The following is a 16,184-nucleotide window of genomic DNA, read 5'->3' on the forward strand; positions in this document are numbered from 1 at the left end:
CATTTTCCTGTCTCCGCCGGCAAGCATGGGGCATGCGCGACTTTATGCGATCTGCCCGTCACATGGGAAGTATCTATGCGGCCCCTGCCTTCGGTATCGCGGACAAACCGGAAGAGCCGGTCTGCCTGCGCCACAGTCCGCTCAGTCGGCAAAGGGGTCAGTCACGAGGATGGTGTCATCGCGTTCGGGGCTGGTGGACAGCAATGCGACGGGGCATTGGATCAGTTCCTCAACCCGACGCACATATTTGATCGCCTCGGCGGGCAGATCGGCCCAGCTTCGGGCGCCGGCGGTCGATTCCTGCCAGCCATCAAGCTCTTCATAGATCGGCGTGACCCTAGCCTGCAACGCGGCGGCGGTGGGCAGATAGTCGTAATGCTTGCCGTCGATCTCGTAGCCCACGCAGATTTTCAGCTTCTCGAACCCGTCCAGCACGTCCAGCTTGGTCAGGGCGATGCCATTGACCCCCGAGATCGCGCAGGTCTGGCGCACCAGCACCGCGTCGAACCAGCCGCAGCGGCGCTGACGCCCGGTGACGGTGCCGAATTCGTGGCCGCGTTCGCCAAGGCGTTGGCCGTCATCGTCGTGAAGCTCGGTCGGGAACGGGCCTTCGCCGACGCGGGTCGTGTAGGCCTTGACGATTCCCAGCACGAAATCGATCGCTCCCGGCCCCATCCCGGTGCCCGAGGCCGCCATGCCCGACATGGTGGTCGAACTGGTCACATAGGGATAGGTGCCGAAATCGATATCGAGCAGCGAGCCCTGCGCGCCCTCGAACAGGATGCGCTTGCCGGATTTGCGCGCCTCGGCCATGACCTTCCAGACCGGCTGCGCATAAGGCAACAGCTTGGGCGCGATCTCCAGCAGCGTAGCTTTCAGCGCCGCCCGGTCGATCGGCTCGGCGCCCAATCCCTGCCGCAGCGCATCGTGATGGGCCAAGAGCCGGTCGAGCCGCGCATCCAGCGTATCTTCATCGCCCAGATCGGCGACGCGGATGGTGCGGCGGCCAACCTTGTCCTCATAGGCCGGGCCAATGCCGCGCCCCGTGGTGCCGATCTTGGCCTTGCCCGCGGCCTCTTCGCGCAGCTTGTCGAGATCCTGGTGCAGCGGTAGGATCAGCGGCGTATTCTCGGCGATCATCAGGTTCTCGGTCGAGATCTTGACGCCCTGCGCGGTCAACCTGTCGATTTCACCGAACAGCGACCACGGGTCCAGGACCACGCCATTGCCGATCACCGCCAGCTTGCCCTCGCGCACAATCCCCGAGGGCAGCAGCGAAAGCTTGAACACCGTATTGCCGATGACCAGCGTATGGCCGGCATTATGGCCGCCCTGAAACCGTGCGATCACATCGGCACGCTCGCTGAGCCAATCGACGATCTTGCCCTTGCCCTCGTCGCCCCATTGTGCGCCGACAACCACCACATTGGCCATGAACCGGTCCTTCCATTGCCCGAAAATTGTCCGCAGCAGGGTCTAGCGCATGAGACAGGCGGGGAAAAGCGGGGATTTCGATCGGGCGAATCTTGCCGTCACCGAAGGCTGGGGGCTCTGCCCCCGCGCAGGCCTGTTTCTCCCATGGAAACAGGCCTGCGCTCCCCCGGGATATTTTTCATGAAGAAGAAAGGGGCGCGTTTACCAATGCGGCGGGCGCTGGTCGGCCAGCGGGACGGTGCCGCCTGCCTCGGCCTCGCGTTCGGCTTCGGCCCGCATGAGCATTTCGACACGGCGGGTCAGCCGGGCGATCTCGGTATCCTGCCGGGCGATGACGTCGCTCAGATCGTCCGTCAGGCGCGTCAGATGGGCGAGCGCCTCTTCCAGATGCTCGATCCGTGTGACCTGCTGCTTGTCCATTTGGCCCCCTTCCGTTAGAGCAGCCACGGATTTGGCCGGAAAGGCACAGGACCATGGCGAAGGATAAAAAGAAACAACCCCGTCCCAAGGCGGAAACGCCGAAGGGCTTTCGCGACTATTTTGGCGCGGACGTGACCGAACGCAAGGCGATGCTGGACCGTATCGCGGAAATCTACCACCGCCACGGGTTCGACCCGCTGGAGACCAGTGCCGTCGAGACGGTCGAGGCGCTTGGGAAATTCCTGCCCGATGTGGATCGTCCCAATGCCGGTGTCTTCGCATGGCAGGAAGAGGCGGTGCCGGGCGGCGGCTCGGGCGACTGGCTGGCGCTGCGCTATGACCTGACCGCACCGCTGGCGCGGGTGGCGGCGCAGTTCCGCAACGATCTGCCCACGCCCTACCGGCGCTATGCGATGGGCCCCGTCTGGCGCAACGAGAAGCCGGGGCCGGGGCGGTTCCGGCAGTTCTATCAATGCGATGCGGATACGGTCGGCTCGGCCTCGGTGGCGGCGGATGCCGAGATCTGCGCGATGCTGGCCGATGCGCTGGAAGCCGTGGGGATCGCGCGGGGCGATTACATCGTGCGGATCAATAACCGCAAGGTGCTGAACGGCGTGCTGGAGGCAGCAGGTGTCGATGGCTCCGCGACGGCCGAGGACGTGCTGCGCCAGATCGACAAGTTCGACAAGGTCGGGCGCGACGGAGTGCTATCCCTGCTGACCACCGGCCGCAAGGATGACAGCGGCGCCTTTATCGACGGCGTCGGGCTGAGCGAGGCGCAGGCCGCGCCGGTTCTGGCCTTCCTGACCTCGAAGGGCGGCGACAATGCCGCCACTCTGGACAACCTGCATGCGGCGGTGGGCGCATCGGGTATCGGTGCCGAGGGCGTGGACGAGCTGGCGCAAATCGCCGCCATGCTGAAGGCCATGGGCATCGGCGAGGATCGCGCGGTGATCGACCCCTCGGTGGTGCGGGGCCTCGGTTACTATACCGGGCCGGTCTTCGAGGCGGAATTGACCTTCGAGATCCTCGACGACAAGGGCCGCAAGCGGCAATTCGGCTCTGTCGCGGGCGGCGGGCGTTATGACGGGCTGGTGGAACGCTTTACCGGTCAGAAGGTCCCGGCGACCGGGATCAGCATTGGCGTGGACCGGCTGCTGGCCGCGCTGCGCGCCAAGGGGCTGGCCGGTGCGGATGCCATGGGGCCGGTGGTCGTGACGGTGATGGATCGCGACCGGATGGCCGATTACCAGGCCATGGCCGCCGATCTGCGCGCCGCCGGGATTCGGGCCGAGGTCTATCTGGGCAATCCGAAGAATTTCGGCAACCAGTTGAAATATGCCGACAAGCGCAGCGCTCCGGTCGCCATCATCCAGGGCGGGGACGAGGCCGAGCGCGGCGTGGTGCAGGTCAAGGACCTGGTGCTGGGCGCGAAACTCGCCACCGAGGCCAGTCATGACGAATGGAAAGCGCAGCCTGCGCAGACCGAGGTTTCGCGTGCGGATCTGGTGAGCGAAGTGCGGCGGATTCTCGGATGACCTCCAAGCGCGACAAGCAGGCAGTTGGCCAGAAGCTGCTGGCGGCATTCCGCGATGCCGGGGCGGTCGAGATCGCGCCCGATATCCTGTTGCCCGCCGAAAGCCTGCTGGATCTCTATGGCGAGGATATCCGCGCCCGCGCCTATGTCACCGCCGACCCGATCCGGGGCGAGATGATGCTGCGGCCCGATTTCACCGTGCCCGTGGTTCAGGCGCATATGGAAAACGGGGCGGAACCCGCGCGCTATTGCTATCTGGGCGAGGTGTTCCGCAAGCAGGACATGGGCGATACCCGCCCCGAGAACCCGCGCGACAATGAATATCTGCAGGCGGGGTTCGAGCTGTTCTCACGCGAAGCAAGCGCAGATGCCGAGATATTCGCCTTGTTCCATCGCCTTCTGACCCCCTATGGCGCCCGGTCCGAAACTGGCGATATGGGCCTGCTGCGGGACGCGGTCCGGGGCCTGCCCCTGCCCGATCCACGCCGCGATGCGCTGCTGCATCACATCTGGCGGCCCGTGCGTTTTCAACGCCTGCTGGCGCGTTTCTCGACCCCGACCATGGCCCGCGACTTCCCGGAGGCGCAGGCCAATTGGGCGGGCCTGCGCAGCGAGTCGGAAATGGTGACACGGATCGCCCGGCTGCGCGCCGATGCCGCCACCGCGCCGCTGCCCGCCATCTGGAGCGAGCGGCTTGAACGGCTTTTCGCGGTGCGTGGCCCTGCGCCAGAGGCGCTCTTGGCGCTGCGGGAACTCGCATCGGACTGGTCCGGGATCGCACCGGCGGTCGAACGGATCGAGGCCCGGTTCGCGGCGATATCCAATGCCGGGATCAACCCGGCGCAGGTGGTGTTCGATGCCAGCCATGGCCGGACGACGATGGAATATTACGACGGCTTCACCTTCAGCTTCCTGGCCGGGCATCCGGATTGGCCGCCGCTGGCCACGGGCGGGCGCTATGATGCGCTGACGGCAGTGCTGGGCAAGGGCCGTGCCATCCCGGCCGTGGGCGGCATCATCCGCCCCGGATTGCTGGCGGAACTGGAGGCGACATGATCCGGCTTGGGGTGCCCTCCAAAGGGCGGTTGATGGAGCAGGCATTCGACTGGTTCGCCGAACGCGGCGTGCGGTTGTCGCGCAGCGGTTCGGATCGCGAATATGCCGGACAGGTCGATGGGGCCGAGAACGTGTCGCTGGTGCTGCTGTCGGCGGGGGAGATTCCGCGGGAGCTGCGGGCGGGCCGGATCGAGCTGGGCGTGACCGGCACCGACCTGGTCCGCGAGAAGCTGGCCGGATGGCGCTCGGATATCGTCGAACTCGCCGGGATGGGCTTTGGCCATGCCGACCTGATCCTTGCGGTTCCCGAATGCTGGCGCGATTGCGAGACCCTGGACGACCTGTCCTCCATCGCCCGGGATTTCCGGGCGGCGCACGGGTTCCGGCTGCGGATCGCGACGAAATATCACCGGCTGGTGCGGGCATGGCTGGCACGCCACGAGGTCGCGGACTACCAGTTGGTGGACAGCCAGGGCGCGACCGAGGGCACGGTGGCGAATCAGACCGCCGAGGCCATCGCCGATATCACCAGTTCGGGCGAAACCCTGCGCGCCAACAACCTGAAAATCCTGTCGGAAGAGCCGGTCCTGCGGTCTCAGGCGACACTGTTTGTCAGCCGCGCGGCCCTAGGGTCCGAAATGGATCGCTTCCTGTCGCAGCTTGGGGTGGCAGCGTAGAAAGGGGGCTGTCCGCCCCCGCCCGGCCCATGCGGGCCGGACTCCCCCGAGGATATTTTCGTAAAGAAGAAATGATCTTGGAGGCGCTTCTTCGAGATTGCTTGCCGAGATGGCCGTTACCCATTTCGCTGCTTGCGGTTTCGTTCGCTTTATGTTCTCTTAAGCTGGTTGCTTTTTCGGGTGCCGGCATTATGTCTGGCAGCGGATCGGTCGGGGCACGCCTTATGGAACAGAAGTTCATCGAAATTCGCGGCGCGCGCGAGCATAATCTGAAAAGCGTGGATATGGATATCCCGCGCGACAGGCTGGTGGTGATCACCGGGCTGTCGGGCAGCGGAAAATCCAGCCTCGCATTCGATACGGTCTATGCCGAGGGGCAGCGGCGCTATGTCGAAAGCCTGTCGGCCTATGCGCGGCAGTTCCTCGACATGATGGGCAAGCCGGATATGGACCATATCAGCGGGCTGTCCCCGGCGATTTCCATCGAGCAGAAGACGACCTCGAAGAATCCCCGCTCGACCGTCGGGACCGTCACCGAGATCTATGATTACCTGCGGCTGCTCTTTGCCCGCGCCGGCACGCCCTATTCCCCAGCGACCGGTTTGCCGATCGAGGCGCAGCAGGTGCAGGACATGGTCGATCGGATCATGGCGATGGAGGAAGGCACCCGCGCCTATCTGCTGGCCCCGATCGTCCGCGACCGGAAGGGCGAATACAGGAAGGAATTCCTGGAGCTTCGCAAACAGGGCTTCCAGCGCGTCAAGGTCGATGGGCAATTCCATGAGCTGGACGAGCCGCCCACGCTCGACAAGAAATTCCGCCACGATATCGACGTTGTCGTGGACCGGCTGGTCGTTCGCGAGGGGCTGGAGACTCGGCTGGCCGACAGCCTGCGCACCGCCCTGGATCTCGCCGACGGGATCGCGATTCTGGAAACCGCCCCGGCCGAGGGCGACCCCGAGCGGATCACCTTCAGCGAGAATTTCGCCTGCCCCGTCAGCGGCTTCACCATCCCCGAGATCGAACCGCGCCTGTTTTCCTTCAACGCCCCATTCGGCGCCTGTCCGGTCTGTGACGGGTTGGGGGTCGAGCTGTTCTTTGACAAACAGTTGGTGGTGCCCGATGCCTCGTTATCGGTGGACAAGGGGGCGATCGCGCCCTGGTCGAAATCGAAATCGGCCTATCTGACCCAGACCATCAACGCGCTGGCCAAGCATTACGGCTTCGACAAGAAGATCCCGTGGAAGGACCTGCCCGAAGAAGTGCGGCAACTGTTCCTGTTCGGCTCGGGCGATGAGCAGATCAAGTTCCGTTTCGACGATGCCGGGCGGGTTTATGAAATTTCCCGCGCTTTCGAGGGCGTCATCCCGAATATGGAGCGTCGGCTGCGCGAATCCGATTCGCAATGGGTGCGTGATGAATTCGAGCGCTACCAGAACAACCGCCCCTGCGGCGCCTGCAATGGTTATCGCCTGAAGCCCGAGGCGCTGGCCGTCAAGATCGCGGGCAGCCATGTCGGACAGGTAGTCGAGCTGTCCATCAAGGAGGCATTGGCCTGGGTCGAGGATGCGCCCAAACATCTTTCGAAGCAGAAGAACGAGATCGCCGCTGCGATCCTCAAGGAAATTCGCGAACGGCTTGGGTTCCTTGTGAATGTCGGGCTCGACTACCTGACCCTGTCGCGGGCGGCGGGAACGCTGTCGGGCGGTGAAAGCCAGCGCATCCGCCTTGCCAGCCAGATCGGCAGCGGTTTGACCGGGGTGCTTTACGTGCTGGATGAGCCCTCGATCGGCTTGCATCAGCGCGACAATGACCGGTTGCTGCGCACGCTGATGAACCTGCGCGACCAGGGCAATTCGGTGCTGGTGGTCGAACATGACGAGGATGCGATCCGCCATGCCGATTACGTCTTCGACATGGGGCCCGGCGCCGGTGTGCATGGCGGCACCGTCGTCAGCCACGGCACGCCCGATCAGATCGCCGCCGATCCGGCCAGCCTGACAGGGCAATACCTGGCGGGCGCGCGCGAAATCGCCGTCCCGGCAGAGCGGCGCAAGGGCACCGGGAAATCGGTGACGGTGGTCAAGGCGACCGGCAACAACCTGAAAGAGGTCACCGCCGAATTTCCCCTGGGCAAGTTCATCTGCGTCACCGGCGTCTCGGGCGGCGGCAAATCGACGCTGACCATCGAGACATTGTTCAAGACCGCCTCACTGCGGCTGAACGGCGCGCGCCAGACCCCCGCCCCCTGCGAAACCATCAAGGGGCTGGAGCATCTGGACAAGGTCATCGATATCGACCAGCGCCCCATCGGCCGTACGCCGCGCTCGAACCCCGCCACTTATACCGGCGCCTTTACCCCGATCCGTGACTGGTTCGCCGGCTTGCCCGAATCCAAGGCGCGCGGTTACAAGCCCGGACGGTTCAGCTTCAACGTCAAGGGCGGCCGCTGCGAGGCCTGCCAGGGCGATGGCGTCATCAAGATCGAGATGCATTTCCTGCCCGATGTCTATGTCGAATGCGAGACCTGCAAGGGCGCGCGCTACAACCGCGAAACGCTTGAGATCAAGTTCAAGGGCATGAGCATCGCCGATGTCCTCGACATGACGGTCGAGGATGCGCAGCAATTCTTTGCCGCCGTTCCCTCGATCCGCGAAAAGATGGACGCGCTGATGCAGGTGGGCCTTGGCTATATCAAGGTCGGACAGCAGGCGACGACCCTCTCGGGCGGCGAGGCGCAGCGGGTCAAGCTGTCCAAGGAGCTCAGCCGCCGTTCGACCGGGCGCACCCTCTATATCCTCGACGAGCCGACCACCGGCCTGCATTTCGAGGATGTGCGCAAATTGCTGGAGGTGCTGCATTCCCTTGTCGAACAGGGCAATACGGTCGTGGTGATCGAGCATAACCTGGACGTCGTCAAGACCGCCGACTGGATCATCGATATCGGCCCCGAGGGCGGCGATGGCGGCGGCCGGATCGTGGCGACCGGCACCCCCGAGGACGTCGCAGAGATCAAGGAAAGCCATACCGGACATTACCTGGCATCGATGCTGAAACCCGCGCGTATCCGGGCCGCGGAATGACTCCGATCCAGTGGCAGCGGGTCGAGGGCGGGCTGGTCTTTGCGGCCGCCCTGCCCCTTGCCGGTGTGATGCAACCCGGTTGGCCGCTCTGGCTCTGGCCGCTTGCGCTTCTGGCGCCCGATCTATCCATGCTGGGCTATCTGGCCGGGCCACGCATTGGGGCCGCGATCTACAACGCGTTTCACCTTTATGCAGGCGGGCTGTTGCTGGCGCTGTTGGGTTTGTTGACCGGCCAGCCGCCGCTGATCGCTGCCGGTGCGATCTGGCTTGCACATGCCGGAATCGATCGCGCCCTGGGTTATGGACTGAAATCCGCGACCGGCTTTCGCGACACCCATCTGGGCCGGATCGGTGGCGCTTTCCGGTAACGCCGCTTCGAATGAGCCGTTATCGCTCCGGCCTGCGCCGCTGTCTTTCGCCAAACAAAAAATCTGCCGAAACTCCGAATTTTCCCCTTGCACCCCTCGGCTCAGTCCCATAAATCACCGCTCACCGGAGGCGAAACGAAATGCTTTCGGAACAGGATGCGGGCGTAGCTCAGGGGTAGAGCATAACCTTGCCAAGGTTAGGGTCGTGAGTTCGAATCTCATCGCCCGCTCCATAAACTTCCAATTACCCATGGAAGTTCAATCACTTGCATGGCAATGTGTCCCACGCGAAATTCGCGCATGGGACACGTCTGCTTTTGGCATTTTGAGTCGCAACTATCGCCGCTCTGGGTAACTTATCCGCAGGCGCAAAAGACCGGTCGCAGCCCAAAGCGGACCCATTTTCTGGCGACTCGTTTCCCCAGAGAGCTTATGCAGGTCGGGCGGGAAGCAGCCATTCGCTGCGCTAAGCACTTGTCTTGGCGGTTCGCTGAAAGCGGACGCTCAGAGGACTGCGGAAGCGATGAACGCGATCGGCGACAAACTGAGCAGATCGATGCAGGTGAGCATGGGCTGAACTCAGGTGTTGCGTCGATATGCTGAATCACTTCTTGCAGTTCACCAAAATTTAACGCAACAGTTGGTAAAGATGAAAAAACGCAGAAAATCTGCTAAAATCTTACTTTACGCAGAGGTGGACCCATGTTGATTGAATTCACGGTGTCTAACTACAGATCAATCTCAGAACCGATTGTGTTCTCTGCTGTAGCCAGTGCATCAGCCGCAAAGCACCCGAACGTCACCCATGAGACAGGGAACTCCCTCGCTCCCAACGTGCTGACTTCTGCTGTTATCTTCGGCCCGAATGCATCGGGCAAAACTTCATTATTCAGCGCAGTAAGCTTCTTTCGCCTACTCGTCGTCACTTCCGCAAGCCGGAGAAGCCAAGGCGAGGCGATTGCCTTTTCTCCGAATAAGATGTCCCTTGAGTGCCGCAAAAACCCCACAACGATGGAGATGGTTTTTTCACACGAGGGCGAGGTTTTTCAATATGGTTTCACGCTGACCAATGAGCGCGTTTTGGAAGAGTGGCTTCTTGCTCGGACCTCTAAACATGGCAGCAAGACTCGAGAGATTTTCGCGCGAGCGTACGATCCTGAATCGGAAAGCTACGAGTGGACGATAAATGAGGGTCAGGTACCTGGTGAGCGAGAAACTTGGAAGTCCTCGACGCGGGACAACGCACTATTTTTATCGACCGCTGTGCAGTTGAACTCAAAAACACTGGGGAAACCCTATGAATGGATCAGAAGCGGACTCCACGTCATCCTGAGCGGCGAGCGCATCACCAAAGATTTCTCTGCGCAGCTTTTGCAAAACAAAAAATACCGGCCTCGCATCATGGACTTTATCAAGGCGCTTGACCTGCCCATTGAGGGTTTTCGAATTGAGGAGCGACCGCACGAAATCCCCGATTCTTTAAGGCAACTGCTTTCGGACAAAGCGCTCTCAGAAATGGCCGAAAACGTCAAAGGCGAGAAGGACTATCGGGTTTTCGCTAAACATCGAAACGCCGAGGGTGATGTTGTTGAGCTGCTGCTTGAGGAGGAAAGTGACGGCACCCAGGCAATGTTCGGCATGGCGGGACCGATCATTGATGTCCTTGAAAATGGTGAGACCCTACTGATCGATGAGCTGAGCAACAGCCTCCATCCCTTGGCACTCAAGGGGCTTGTTGGCCTGTTCCAAGACGAACGGCATAATCCAAAGGGCGCGCAACTGATCTTTACGAGCCACGAGACTTCGATCATCTCTAAGGATTTCATGCACAAAGATCAAATCTGGTTTATTCACCGCCCCGATAACCAGCATACCGAGCTGACGCCTCTGTCGGACTTCAATGTGCGTGAAGTGGAAGCGTTCCAGCGCGCATATCTTGGTGGGAAGTATGGGGCTATCCCCAACGTTCGGAGGATGTTGTATGCCGGCGAGGAGCGATAAGCTTTTCCAGAAGCGGGGCAAGACCGCGAAGCAGCTTGCACGTCGCGCGGCAAGTCGGACCCCAATGCGGCGGGTACTGATTGTTACCGAAGGCGAAGTGACCGAGGTCGAGTACTTTGAGGCCCTTAAATCGCTCTTGAAGCTCGTAAGTGTCGACCTCAACATTTGCGGAAAAGAGTGTGACAGTTCACCAACGGCCGTCGTGCGCTATGCTCTGCAGCGCGCGGACGCCGAAGGAGCGCACGACAAGGGCGGCTACAATGACGTTTATTGCGTGTTTGATCGCGATACTCACGCTGACTTTGAGAAGGCACTAAGCCAAATTCTCACGGCAAATAAGCCCAAATCGCTGTTTAAGGGTGAGACAATCACGGCGGTGCCATCATACCCGTGCTTTGAGGTCTGGTTACTGATGCATTTCGTCGACAGCCGTGCGCCATTCGCTGCCGCAAATGGAAAGACCGTGGCCCAGGTTGTGGAAGCCGAACTCAAAAAACATTCGCCGTTCGAGAATTTCGCCAAATCGCTAACCAAAGAAATGGTCGAAGCGTTGCAGGCCAACACGGACAATGCGATTGAGCGGGCTGAGAAGGTCATGCGGGACGCCGAAAAGACCGGTGAATTGAACCCTTCAACTGAGGTCCATCTGCTTGTCAAGGCACTGTACGACCTTCAACGCAAGTAGCCTGACCTCGCTATGCCAGCCACCTGTTGACGCCACTCCTGAATTCTCTTCAATGCCGTTTCGGCCATCTCCCGTCTAAATAGTAGCCTCTGCATGGCAGGGTCCATGCCAGATAAAACCAAGATAGAATTAGTCTCATCTGTTAGCCACGATTCTGGGTCGGGTTCGCAGTGATGCATGCGCCGGTTTTCGGTGGTTTTTTCGTGCGACCCTATCGCGGTACAGTCAAATGGAAGGCTTGCATTTGTACGCTTGCCGGGAAAGTCCGCAATGCGAGTTGCAACCGCAGAAACAAAGCATTGAAACCAGCGACGGCTCCGGGCCGGAATGGCGAGGGGCACCCTAGGGTGCCCCTCTTGTCTCCCGGCGGGACTCGAACCCGCGACCTCCAGTTTATAAGACCGGCGCTCTATCCAGCTGAGCTACGAAAGTTCAATAAGGCCATATTGCAACTTTGTGGCGAAAACTCAAGGGGAATGAAGGCTGAGTGAGAGTCTGCTTTGCCGAAGCTCCGTCCCTTCGAAACCGAAGGTGCGAATGACCGCAATGGGCCGATTGGCTGGTTGACCCGGCGCCGTCACCCGAATTTTGTAGATGTCACTATTGCGCATTGCGGTCGCTAAACTAACTCGATCTTCATAGGCAGCGAATGGCCGGAAAGTCCACACTGTGAACCCGCCCTTGGGAACGTAGATCATGACCCTTACCGGAAACGACCGATCGTCGATCTTCGATTGTGGTGTTGATCGGCGGCTCATGCGGACATGGACCTGTAATACTTCTGCCGCTCTTCCTCGTGTTTTTCATCCGAGACGATGTAATAGGTCGAGGGCAGGATAATCTTGCCCGTCGCGAACCTCTCGAAAATTTCCTGACCAGCTGCGTCATCATCAGGATTCGACGACTGCAAGGCACCTTCGGTCGCAGCACATTCGGGATACACCTCCATGTGCATGACCCCCTTGGAATCGCGCCGGAACGTGCAGGAGCAGTTGGAGAGCTGCATCATCATGCCGACAGCGCCTAAGAGGGTCAGCCCTTTCCATTCCTCAAAGCCAAAATCAGCTTCCATGTTGAAAACGGTATAAGTGGTCATGTTCTCACCTCTTGACGACTCAAGACCTGATGAGAACATATAGGGAACATTTGGTCAAGAAGGTGGTTCGGAAATATGTCAGCCTCAACCTTCGCATCAACTTAACCTTCCGTGCAGTGACAGAAGATGTAAAGCGGCCACGGTTAAGAAAGAATAATTGTAAACCACTTATTCTCAACATAACGTGAAGAGCTGACATGCACAAAAAGAGAGAGGGTGTGGGATGGCCAAATATCTCGACGCACTTGCGGTTAGTCACTATCGCGGTATCGGCGCGTCAATCCAATACGTCACTCATCTTTCTGATATTAATTTTTTTATAGGTCAGAACAATTCTGGAAAATCAATTTTTCTAAATCTGATTCATGAACGAATACCCTTCATTCCCAACGGGAAAGGGGAGAAGGATGAACTTGGATCCGCAGATCTCTATCGCGGAGGCAGTGAAGGATCGTTGTCGGCTGCCATTGGAATATCAACAGATGAATGCCTGTCATCTGTTTTATCCAGATTGAACGATTCGGGAGGGAGCAACCATCTTCTCACAGATCCGCTCGAAACAATCATCAACAACCTATCTTACAAGGGATACATATGGATCGAGCCAGTTGGTGGTGGATTGCGAGGCGTAAAACTTTGGAATGATGAAGTAAAAAAAGATGCGAAAACATGGCTGACATTTGAAACATGGCGACAAACGTTCCAATTATTCACGCGATCATCAGGAGGATCAATAGAGCAACACTGGGTTCCAAATACCATCGATAGGATATTATCCTCCCTATCAATTTCGCTACCCGAAAGCATGTTAATACCCGCCAAAAGACAACTTGGCCCGAAGGGCGAAGATTTTGAAGACTTAACTGGAAAAGGATTAATCGATCATCTTGCTGAAATTCAGAACCCAGACCACCATGAGCGAGAAAAAAATGCAACATTCCAGAGGATAAACAAATTCGTGAGAGAGGTAACCGGCAAGTCCGATGCGGCTCTCGAAGTTCCAAGTAATCGTAGACACTTGCTTGTCCATATGGATGGCAAGGTCCTGCCTCTTACCTCCCTTGGGACAGGAATTCACGAGGTGGTATTGATAGCGTCGTTTTGCACGATCTACCAGAATCGGATTATGTGCATTGAAGAGCCGGAAATACATCTCCATCCCATCCTACAAAGAAAACTAATAGATTATTTAGAAGCAGAAACAGACAATCAGTATTTTATTACGACTCATTCTGCCGCATTTATAGATCAGCCAGGAGCAGCTATATACCATGTCAAGAATGACGGAGAACAGACATTTGTGTCTAATGTTGTGCGCCCCAATGACACACGAAATTTGATTGACGATCTCGGATATCGAGCATCTGACATTCTCCAATCAAATGCTATTGTATGGGTCGAGGGGCCGTCGGACCGAATTTACATTAGGCACTGGCTAAGCTTAGTCCAACCCAACTTAAAAGAAGGAATCCACTACTCCATCATGTTCTATGGAGGAAGCCTAATCCGTCACATAAGTGCCGATGACGAGGCTGTTGATGAATTCATCAAGTTGACAAAGATGAATAGAAACTTCGCAATTTTAATTGATAGCGACAAAAGGTCATCTAGGAGCCGTCTGAAACCGGCGGCTCAGCGTCTCAAGACTGAACTCAGTGGCAAAAACGCCTTGGTATGGATAACCAACGGACGCGAGATCGAAAATTACATCAACCCTGATGCTCTTCATAAAGTCCTTCGAAGACTTCACAGTCGAACGTACGAAAGCCCGATCAGCACAGAAAAATTTGATCATTCATATCATTTTAAGCAGAAGGGTAGTAGTTCCGACGATGTGTTTACTCGTGTGGATAAAGTTAGATTGGCACAGTCGATCTGCTGCGAAAGCAATGAGTTGGAAATGTTCGACCTTCGGAAGCGAGTTAATGAGTTGGCTCTATTAATTCTGCGAGCAAATGGTTTCTCAGACACAAGTTAACGCCTCACCCTTTTCCACCAATACGGCAACACACGCCCCGCCCTCACCGCGCACCCGCATCACGAAGCGCTTCGGTCAACCTGTCCCGGCCGGTGATCGCATCCAGCCGCTCCTGCAGCTTCGCTCGCGCCATCTGCTCCAGCTGCCCCTGTGACGGCCCGAGCCTGCGGATCGCGCCTGGCACTGATCGCCGGACGTAGCTGACGATCTCGCCGGCCGCGCGATCAGGAACCGCGATCGAGGGATGTTTTTGCAGCGCGTCGATCGCTAGGCCGACGCCAGTGTTCAGTGCCGAGTGCAGCGCGTCTCGATGTTTCGCCTCGATCTCGATCCGCCAGCGTTCTGGCAGACGCCGCAGGAACCAGGCGAGCACGCCCAGGATCAACCAGACGGCATAGTCCACCAGGATCGGTTGCAGGATGTTCTGGATGCTGTCGATGATGCTCATGGATCACCCTCCAATAGCAGAAAGACAGAGGCGCTGTTCAGCAGCGCGGCGATTGACAAGACCCTGCACGACGCTTCCGCCGGCCTTGTTCCAGCGAGGAAGCTCATTGCAGGCGTCCTGCCATCGATCGGCATTCGCGCGCTTTGCCAGCGTAGAACTACAGGCGGCACCGGTACCGACATTGTAGGACCAGGACACCAGCGCGACCTGGACGCCTTCGGGCTGCTGCGGCAGGGCCGGTATGCAACTGACCAGGCGATCACGAAACTCGCCCAGGGCATCCATCAGCATGGCGCTGCACTCGGCCGAGCTGTAGCGATCGCCCGGTTCGACACCGCGAGTCTCGCCGTAACAGACCGTCCAGACCGGCGGGCTGGCAATGCGATCGAGATAAGCTTCGGTGCGCTCGCCCTCCCACGGCCCAACGAATGCCGCAGCGGCGGCGAGGATGGCGGCCGTGCCGGTCGTGGCGGCCGCCCTGCCCTTGGTCGAGACAAGCGATTTCACCCACGCCAGAAGCGCGGTCAGGAACTGGATCATGATGCTCTCCATGAAAAAGCCCGCTCGAGGCGGGCGAATGATGATAGTTTGACGATCGATATTGGATCTGGGGAACTGCGCCCCATCTACTCGTGATGACTGGACTCAAGCTCTACAAACGGTTGCGCAACATGCGTGACGAAGCCATCCGACGCCCGTCCTATCGGGTGGTCTATGCGCACGCACTGACCGTGGCGCATATGGAAGGACACCTGGTCGCGGATGATCATCCTTCGTGGGAGGCGATAAACATCGCCATCAGCGAGGCGCGCAATGGAGACCCCGATGCGCTCGATACAATCGAGCGGGAGATCGCCCGGCTTCATGGCCGACAAGTGAAGCCGTCATCCTAATTTGAAGAGATGGGGTCTCGCTTATTGGCCCGAAAAGCCCGCACGAGTTGGGCTTGATGAATCGGCTGATCCGGGATTTATTAATCAAGCCTGCCCATCTCGCCGTGGGACGGCATGGGGCCGGATGGTTTCGGCAAATTTTCTATCCGGTCCCGCTCACCAGATTTTCTGGAAGATCATGGCCACGGCCGCGCCAATGACGGCGACGCCACCCCGATCCATCCACCTGAAGAAGTGCCCGCGTCCATAGGTCACCCGCTCCAACTCTGCGACCCGGTCGATCAGTTTCCCGAGCGTGGCATCATATGCATCCATGCGCTTGAAGAGCGTGACCATGCGTTCTTCCATGCGTACCAGGGTGACCAGCGCATCCTCGATCCTTGCCATGCGCGCATCGAGACGATCTATGGCGCGACTGTAATCCTGATCTGGCATATCGCCTCCTTATGTTCAGGCATAAAAAAACCGCCCCGAAGGGCGGCTGTAAGTGGGTGTCATCAAACGGTGA

General features: G+C 58.9%; 15 protein-coding genes and 1 tRNA gene. 10 read left to right on the forward strand and 6 right to left on the reverse strand.

The window, feature by feature from the left end; translation table 11 throughout:
- Nucleotides 1–141: 141 nt before the first annotated feature.
- Entirely contained in the window at nt 142–1,434 is a 1,293-nt protein-coding gene (locus JHX88_RS11820) for an adenylosuccinate synthase (RefSeq protein WP_076527008.1), read from the reverse strand.
- A 201-nt stretch (nt 1,435–1,635) separates the two neighbouring features.
- The gene (locus JHX88_RS11825; protein ID WP_076527007.1) at nt 1,636–1,854 is read right to left on the reverse strand and encodes a SlyX family protein; all 219 of its coding nucleotides are present in this window, start codon (nt 1,852–1,854) and stop codon (nt 1,636–1,638) included.
- A 53-nt stretch (nt 1,855–1,907) separates the two neighbouring features.
- Here JHX88_RS11825 and hisS point away from each other — a divergent pair, with 53 nt between their 5' ends.
- From hisS to JHX88_RS11865, 8 genes are all read left to right on the forward strand, one after another.
- Nucleotides 1,908–3,392 (forward strand): histidine--tRNA ligase, encoded by a 1,485-nt coding sequence (gene hisS, locus JHX88_RS11830; RefSeq protein ID WP_076527006.1) that lies wholly within the window; start codon nt 1,908–1,910, stop codon nt 3,390–3,392.
- Entirely contained in the window at nt 3,389–4,447 is a 1,059-nt protein-coding gene (locus tag JHX88_RS11835) for an ATP phosphoribosyltransferase regulatory subunit (protein ID WP_076527005.1), read from the forward strand. Before hisS ends, JHX88_RS11835 begins: the two co-directional genes overlap by 4 nt.
- Nucleotides 4,444–5,124: an ATP phosphoribosyltransferase gene (hisG, locus tag JHX88_RS11840; RefSeq protein ID WP_076527004.1), complete on the forward strand. Its 681-nt coding sequence runs from the start codon at nt 4,444–4,446 to the stop codon at nt 5,122–5,124. Before JHX88_RS11835 ends, hisG begins: the two co-directional genes overlap by 4 nt.
- Before the next feature lie 224 nt (nt 5,125–5,348).
- Nucleotides 5,349–8,207, forward strand: coding sequence for an excinuclease ABC subunit UvrA (gene uvrA, locus JHX88_RS11845; protein WP_076527003.1), 2,859 nt, complete (start codon nt 5,349–5,351; stop codon nt 8,205–8,207).
- Nucleotides 8,204–8,575: a DUF4260 family protein gene (locus JHX88_RS11850; protein WP_076527002.1), complete on the forward strand. Its 372-nt coding sequence runs from the start codon at nt 8,204–8,206 to the stop codon at nt 8,573–8,575. The genes uvrA and JHX88_RS11850 overlap by 4 nt, the downstream gene beginning before the upstream one ends.
- Before the next feature lie 158 nt (nt 8,576–8,733).
- Nucleotides 8,734–8,808, forward strand: a tRNA-Gly gene (locus JHX88_RS11855).
- A gap of 469 nt (nt 8,809–9,277) precedes the next feature.
- Nucleotides 9,278–10,576, forward strand: a complete 1,299-nt coding sequence (locus JHX88_RS11860) for an AAA family ATPase (RefSeq protein ID WP_076527001.1) — start codon at nt 9,278–9,280, stop codon at nt 10,574–10,576.
- A gap of 64 nt (nt 10,577–10,640) precedes the next feature.
- On the forward strand, nt 10,641–11,261 hold the full coding sequence (locus JHX88_RS11865) for an RloB family protein (RefSeq protein ID WP_176011464.1): 621 nt from the start codon (nt 10,641–10,643) through the stop codon (nt 11,259–11,261).
- 754 nt (nt 11,262–12,015) lie between these two features.
- Here JHX88_RS11865 and JHX88_RS11870 read toward each other — a convergent pair.
- Nucleotides 12,016–12,357, reverse strand: a complete 342-nt coding sequence (locus tag JHX88_RS11870; protein WP_076526999.1) for a hypothetical protein — start codon at nt 12,355–12,357, stop codon at nt 12,016–12,018.
- A gap of 223 nt (nt 12,358–12,580) precedes the next feature.
- Between JHX88_RS11870 and JHX88_RS11875 the strand changes: the two genes are divergently transcribed.
- Entirely contained in the window at nt 12,581–14,335 is a 1,755-nt protein-coding gene (locus JHX88_RS11875; RefSeq protein WP_084203203.1) for an AAA family ATPase, read from the forward strand.
- 43 nt (nt 14,336–14,378) lie between these two features.
- Here the strand turns inward: JHX88_RS11875 and JHX88_RS11880 are convergent, their stop codons facing one another.
- Both JHX88_RS11880 and JHX88_RS11885 read right to left on the reverse strand, forming a co-directional pair.
- Entirely contained in the window at nt 14,379–14,783 is a 405-nt protein-coding gene (locus JHX88_RS11880; RefSeq protein WP_084203202.1) for a hypothetical protein, read from the reverse strand.
- Nucleotides 14,784–14,786: 3 nt separating this feature from the next.
- Nucleotides 14,787–15,323, reverse strand: coding sequence for a lysozyme (locus JHX88_RS11885; protein ID WP_076526997.1), 537 nt, complete (start codon nt 15,321–15,323; stop codon nt 14,787–14,789).
- Between the two features lie 131 nt (nt 15,324–15,454).
- Between JHX88_RS11885 and JHX88_RS11890 the strand changes: the two genes are divergently transcribed.
- On the forward strand, nt 15,455–15,676 hold the full coding sequence (locus tag JHX88_RS11890; RefSeq protein ID WP_272848014.1) for a hypothetical protein: 222 nt from the start codon (nt 15,455–15,457) through the stop codon (nt 15,674–15,676).
- Nucleotides 15,677–15,832: 156 nt separating this feature from the next.
- Here the strand turns inward: JHX88_RS11890 and JHX88_RS11895 are convergent, their stop codons facing one another.
- The gene (locus JHX88_RS11895; protein WP_076526995.1) at nt 15,833–16,111 is read right to left on the reverse strand and encodes a hypothetical protein; all 279 of its coding nucleotides are present in this window, start codon (nt 16,109–16,111) and stop codon (nt 15,833–15,835) included.
- Between the last annotated feature and the right edge of the window lie 73 nt (nt 16,112–16,184).

This window comes from Paracoccus saliphilus, assembly GCF_028553805.1.
Lineage (GTDB): Bacteria > Pseudomonadota > Alphaproteobacteria > Rhodobacterales > Rhodobacteraceae > Paracoccus > Paracoccus saliphilus.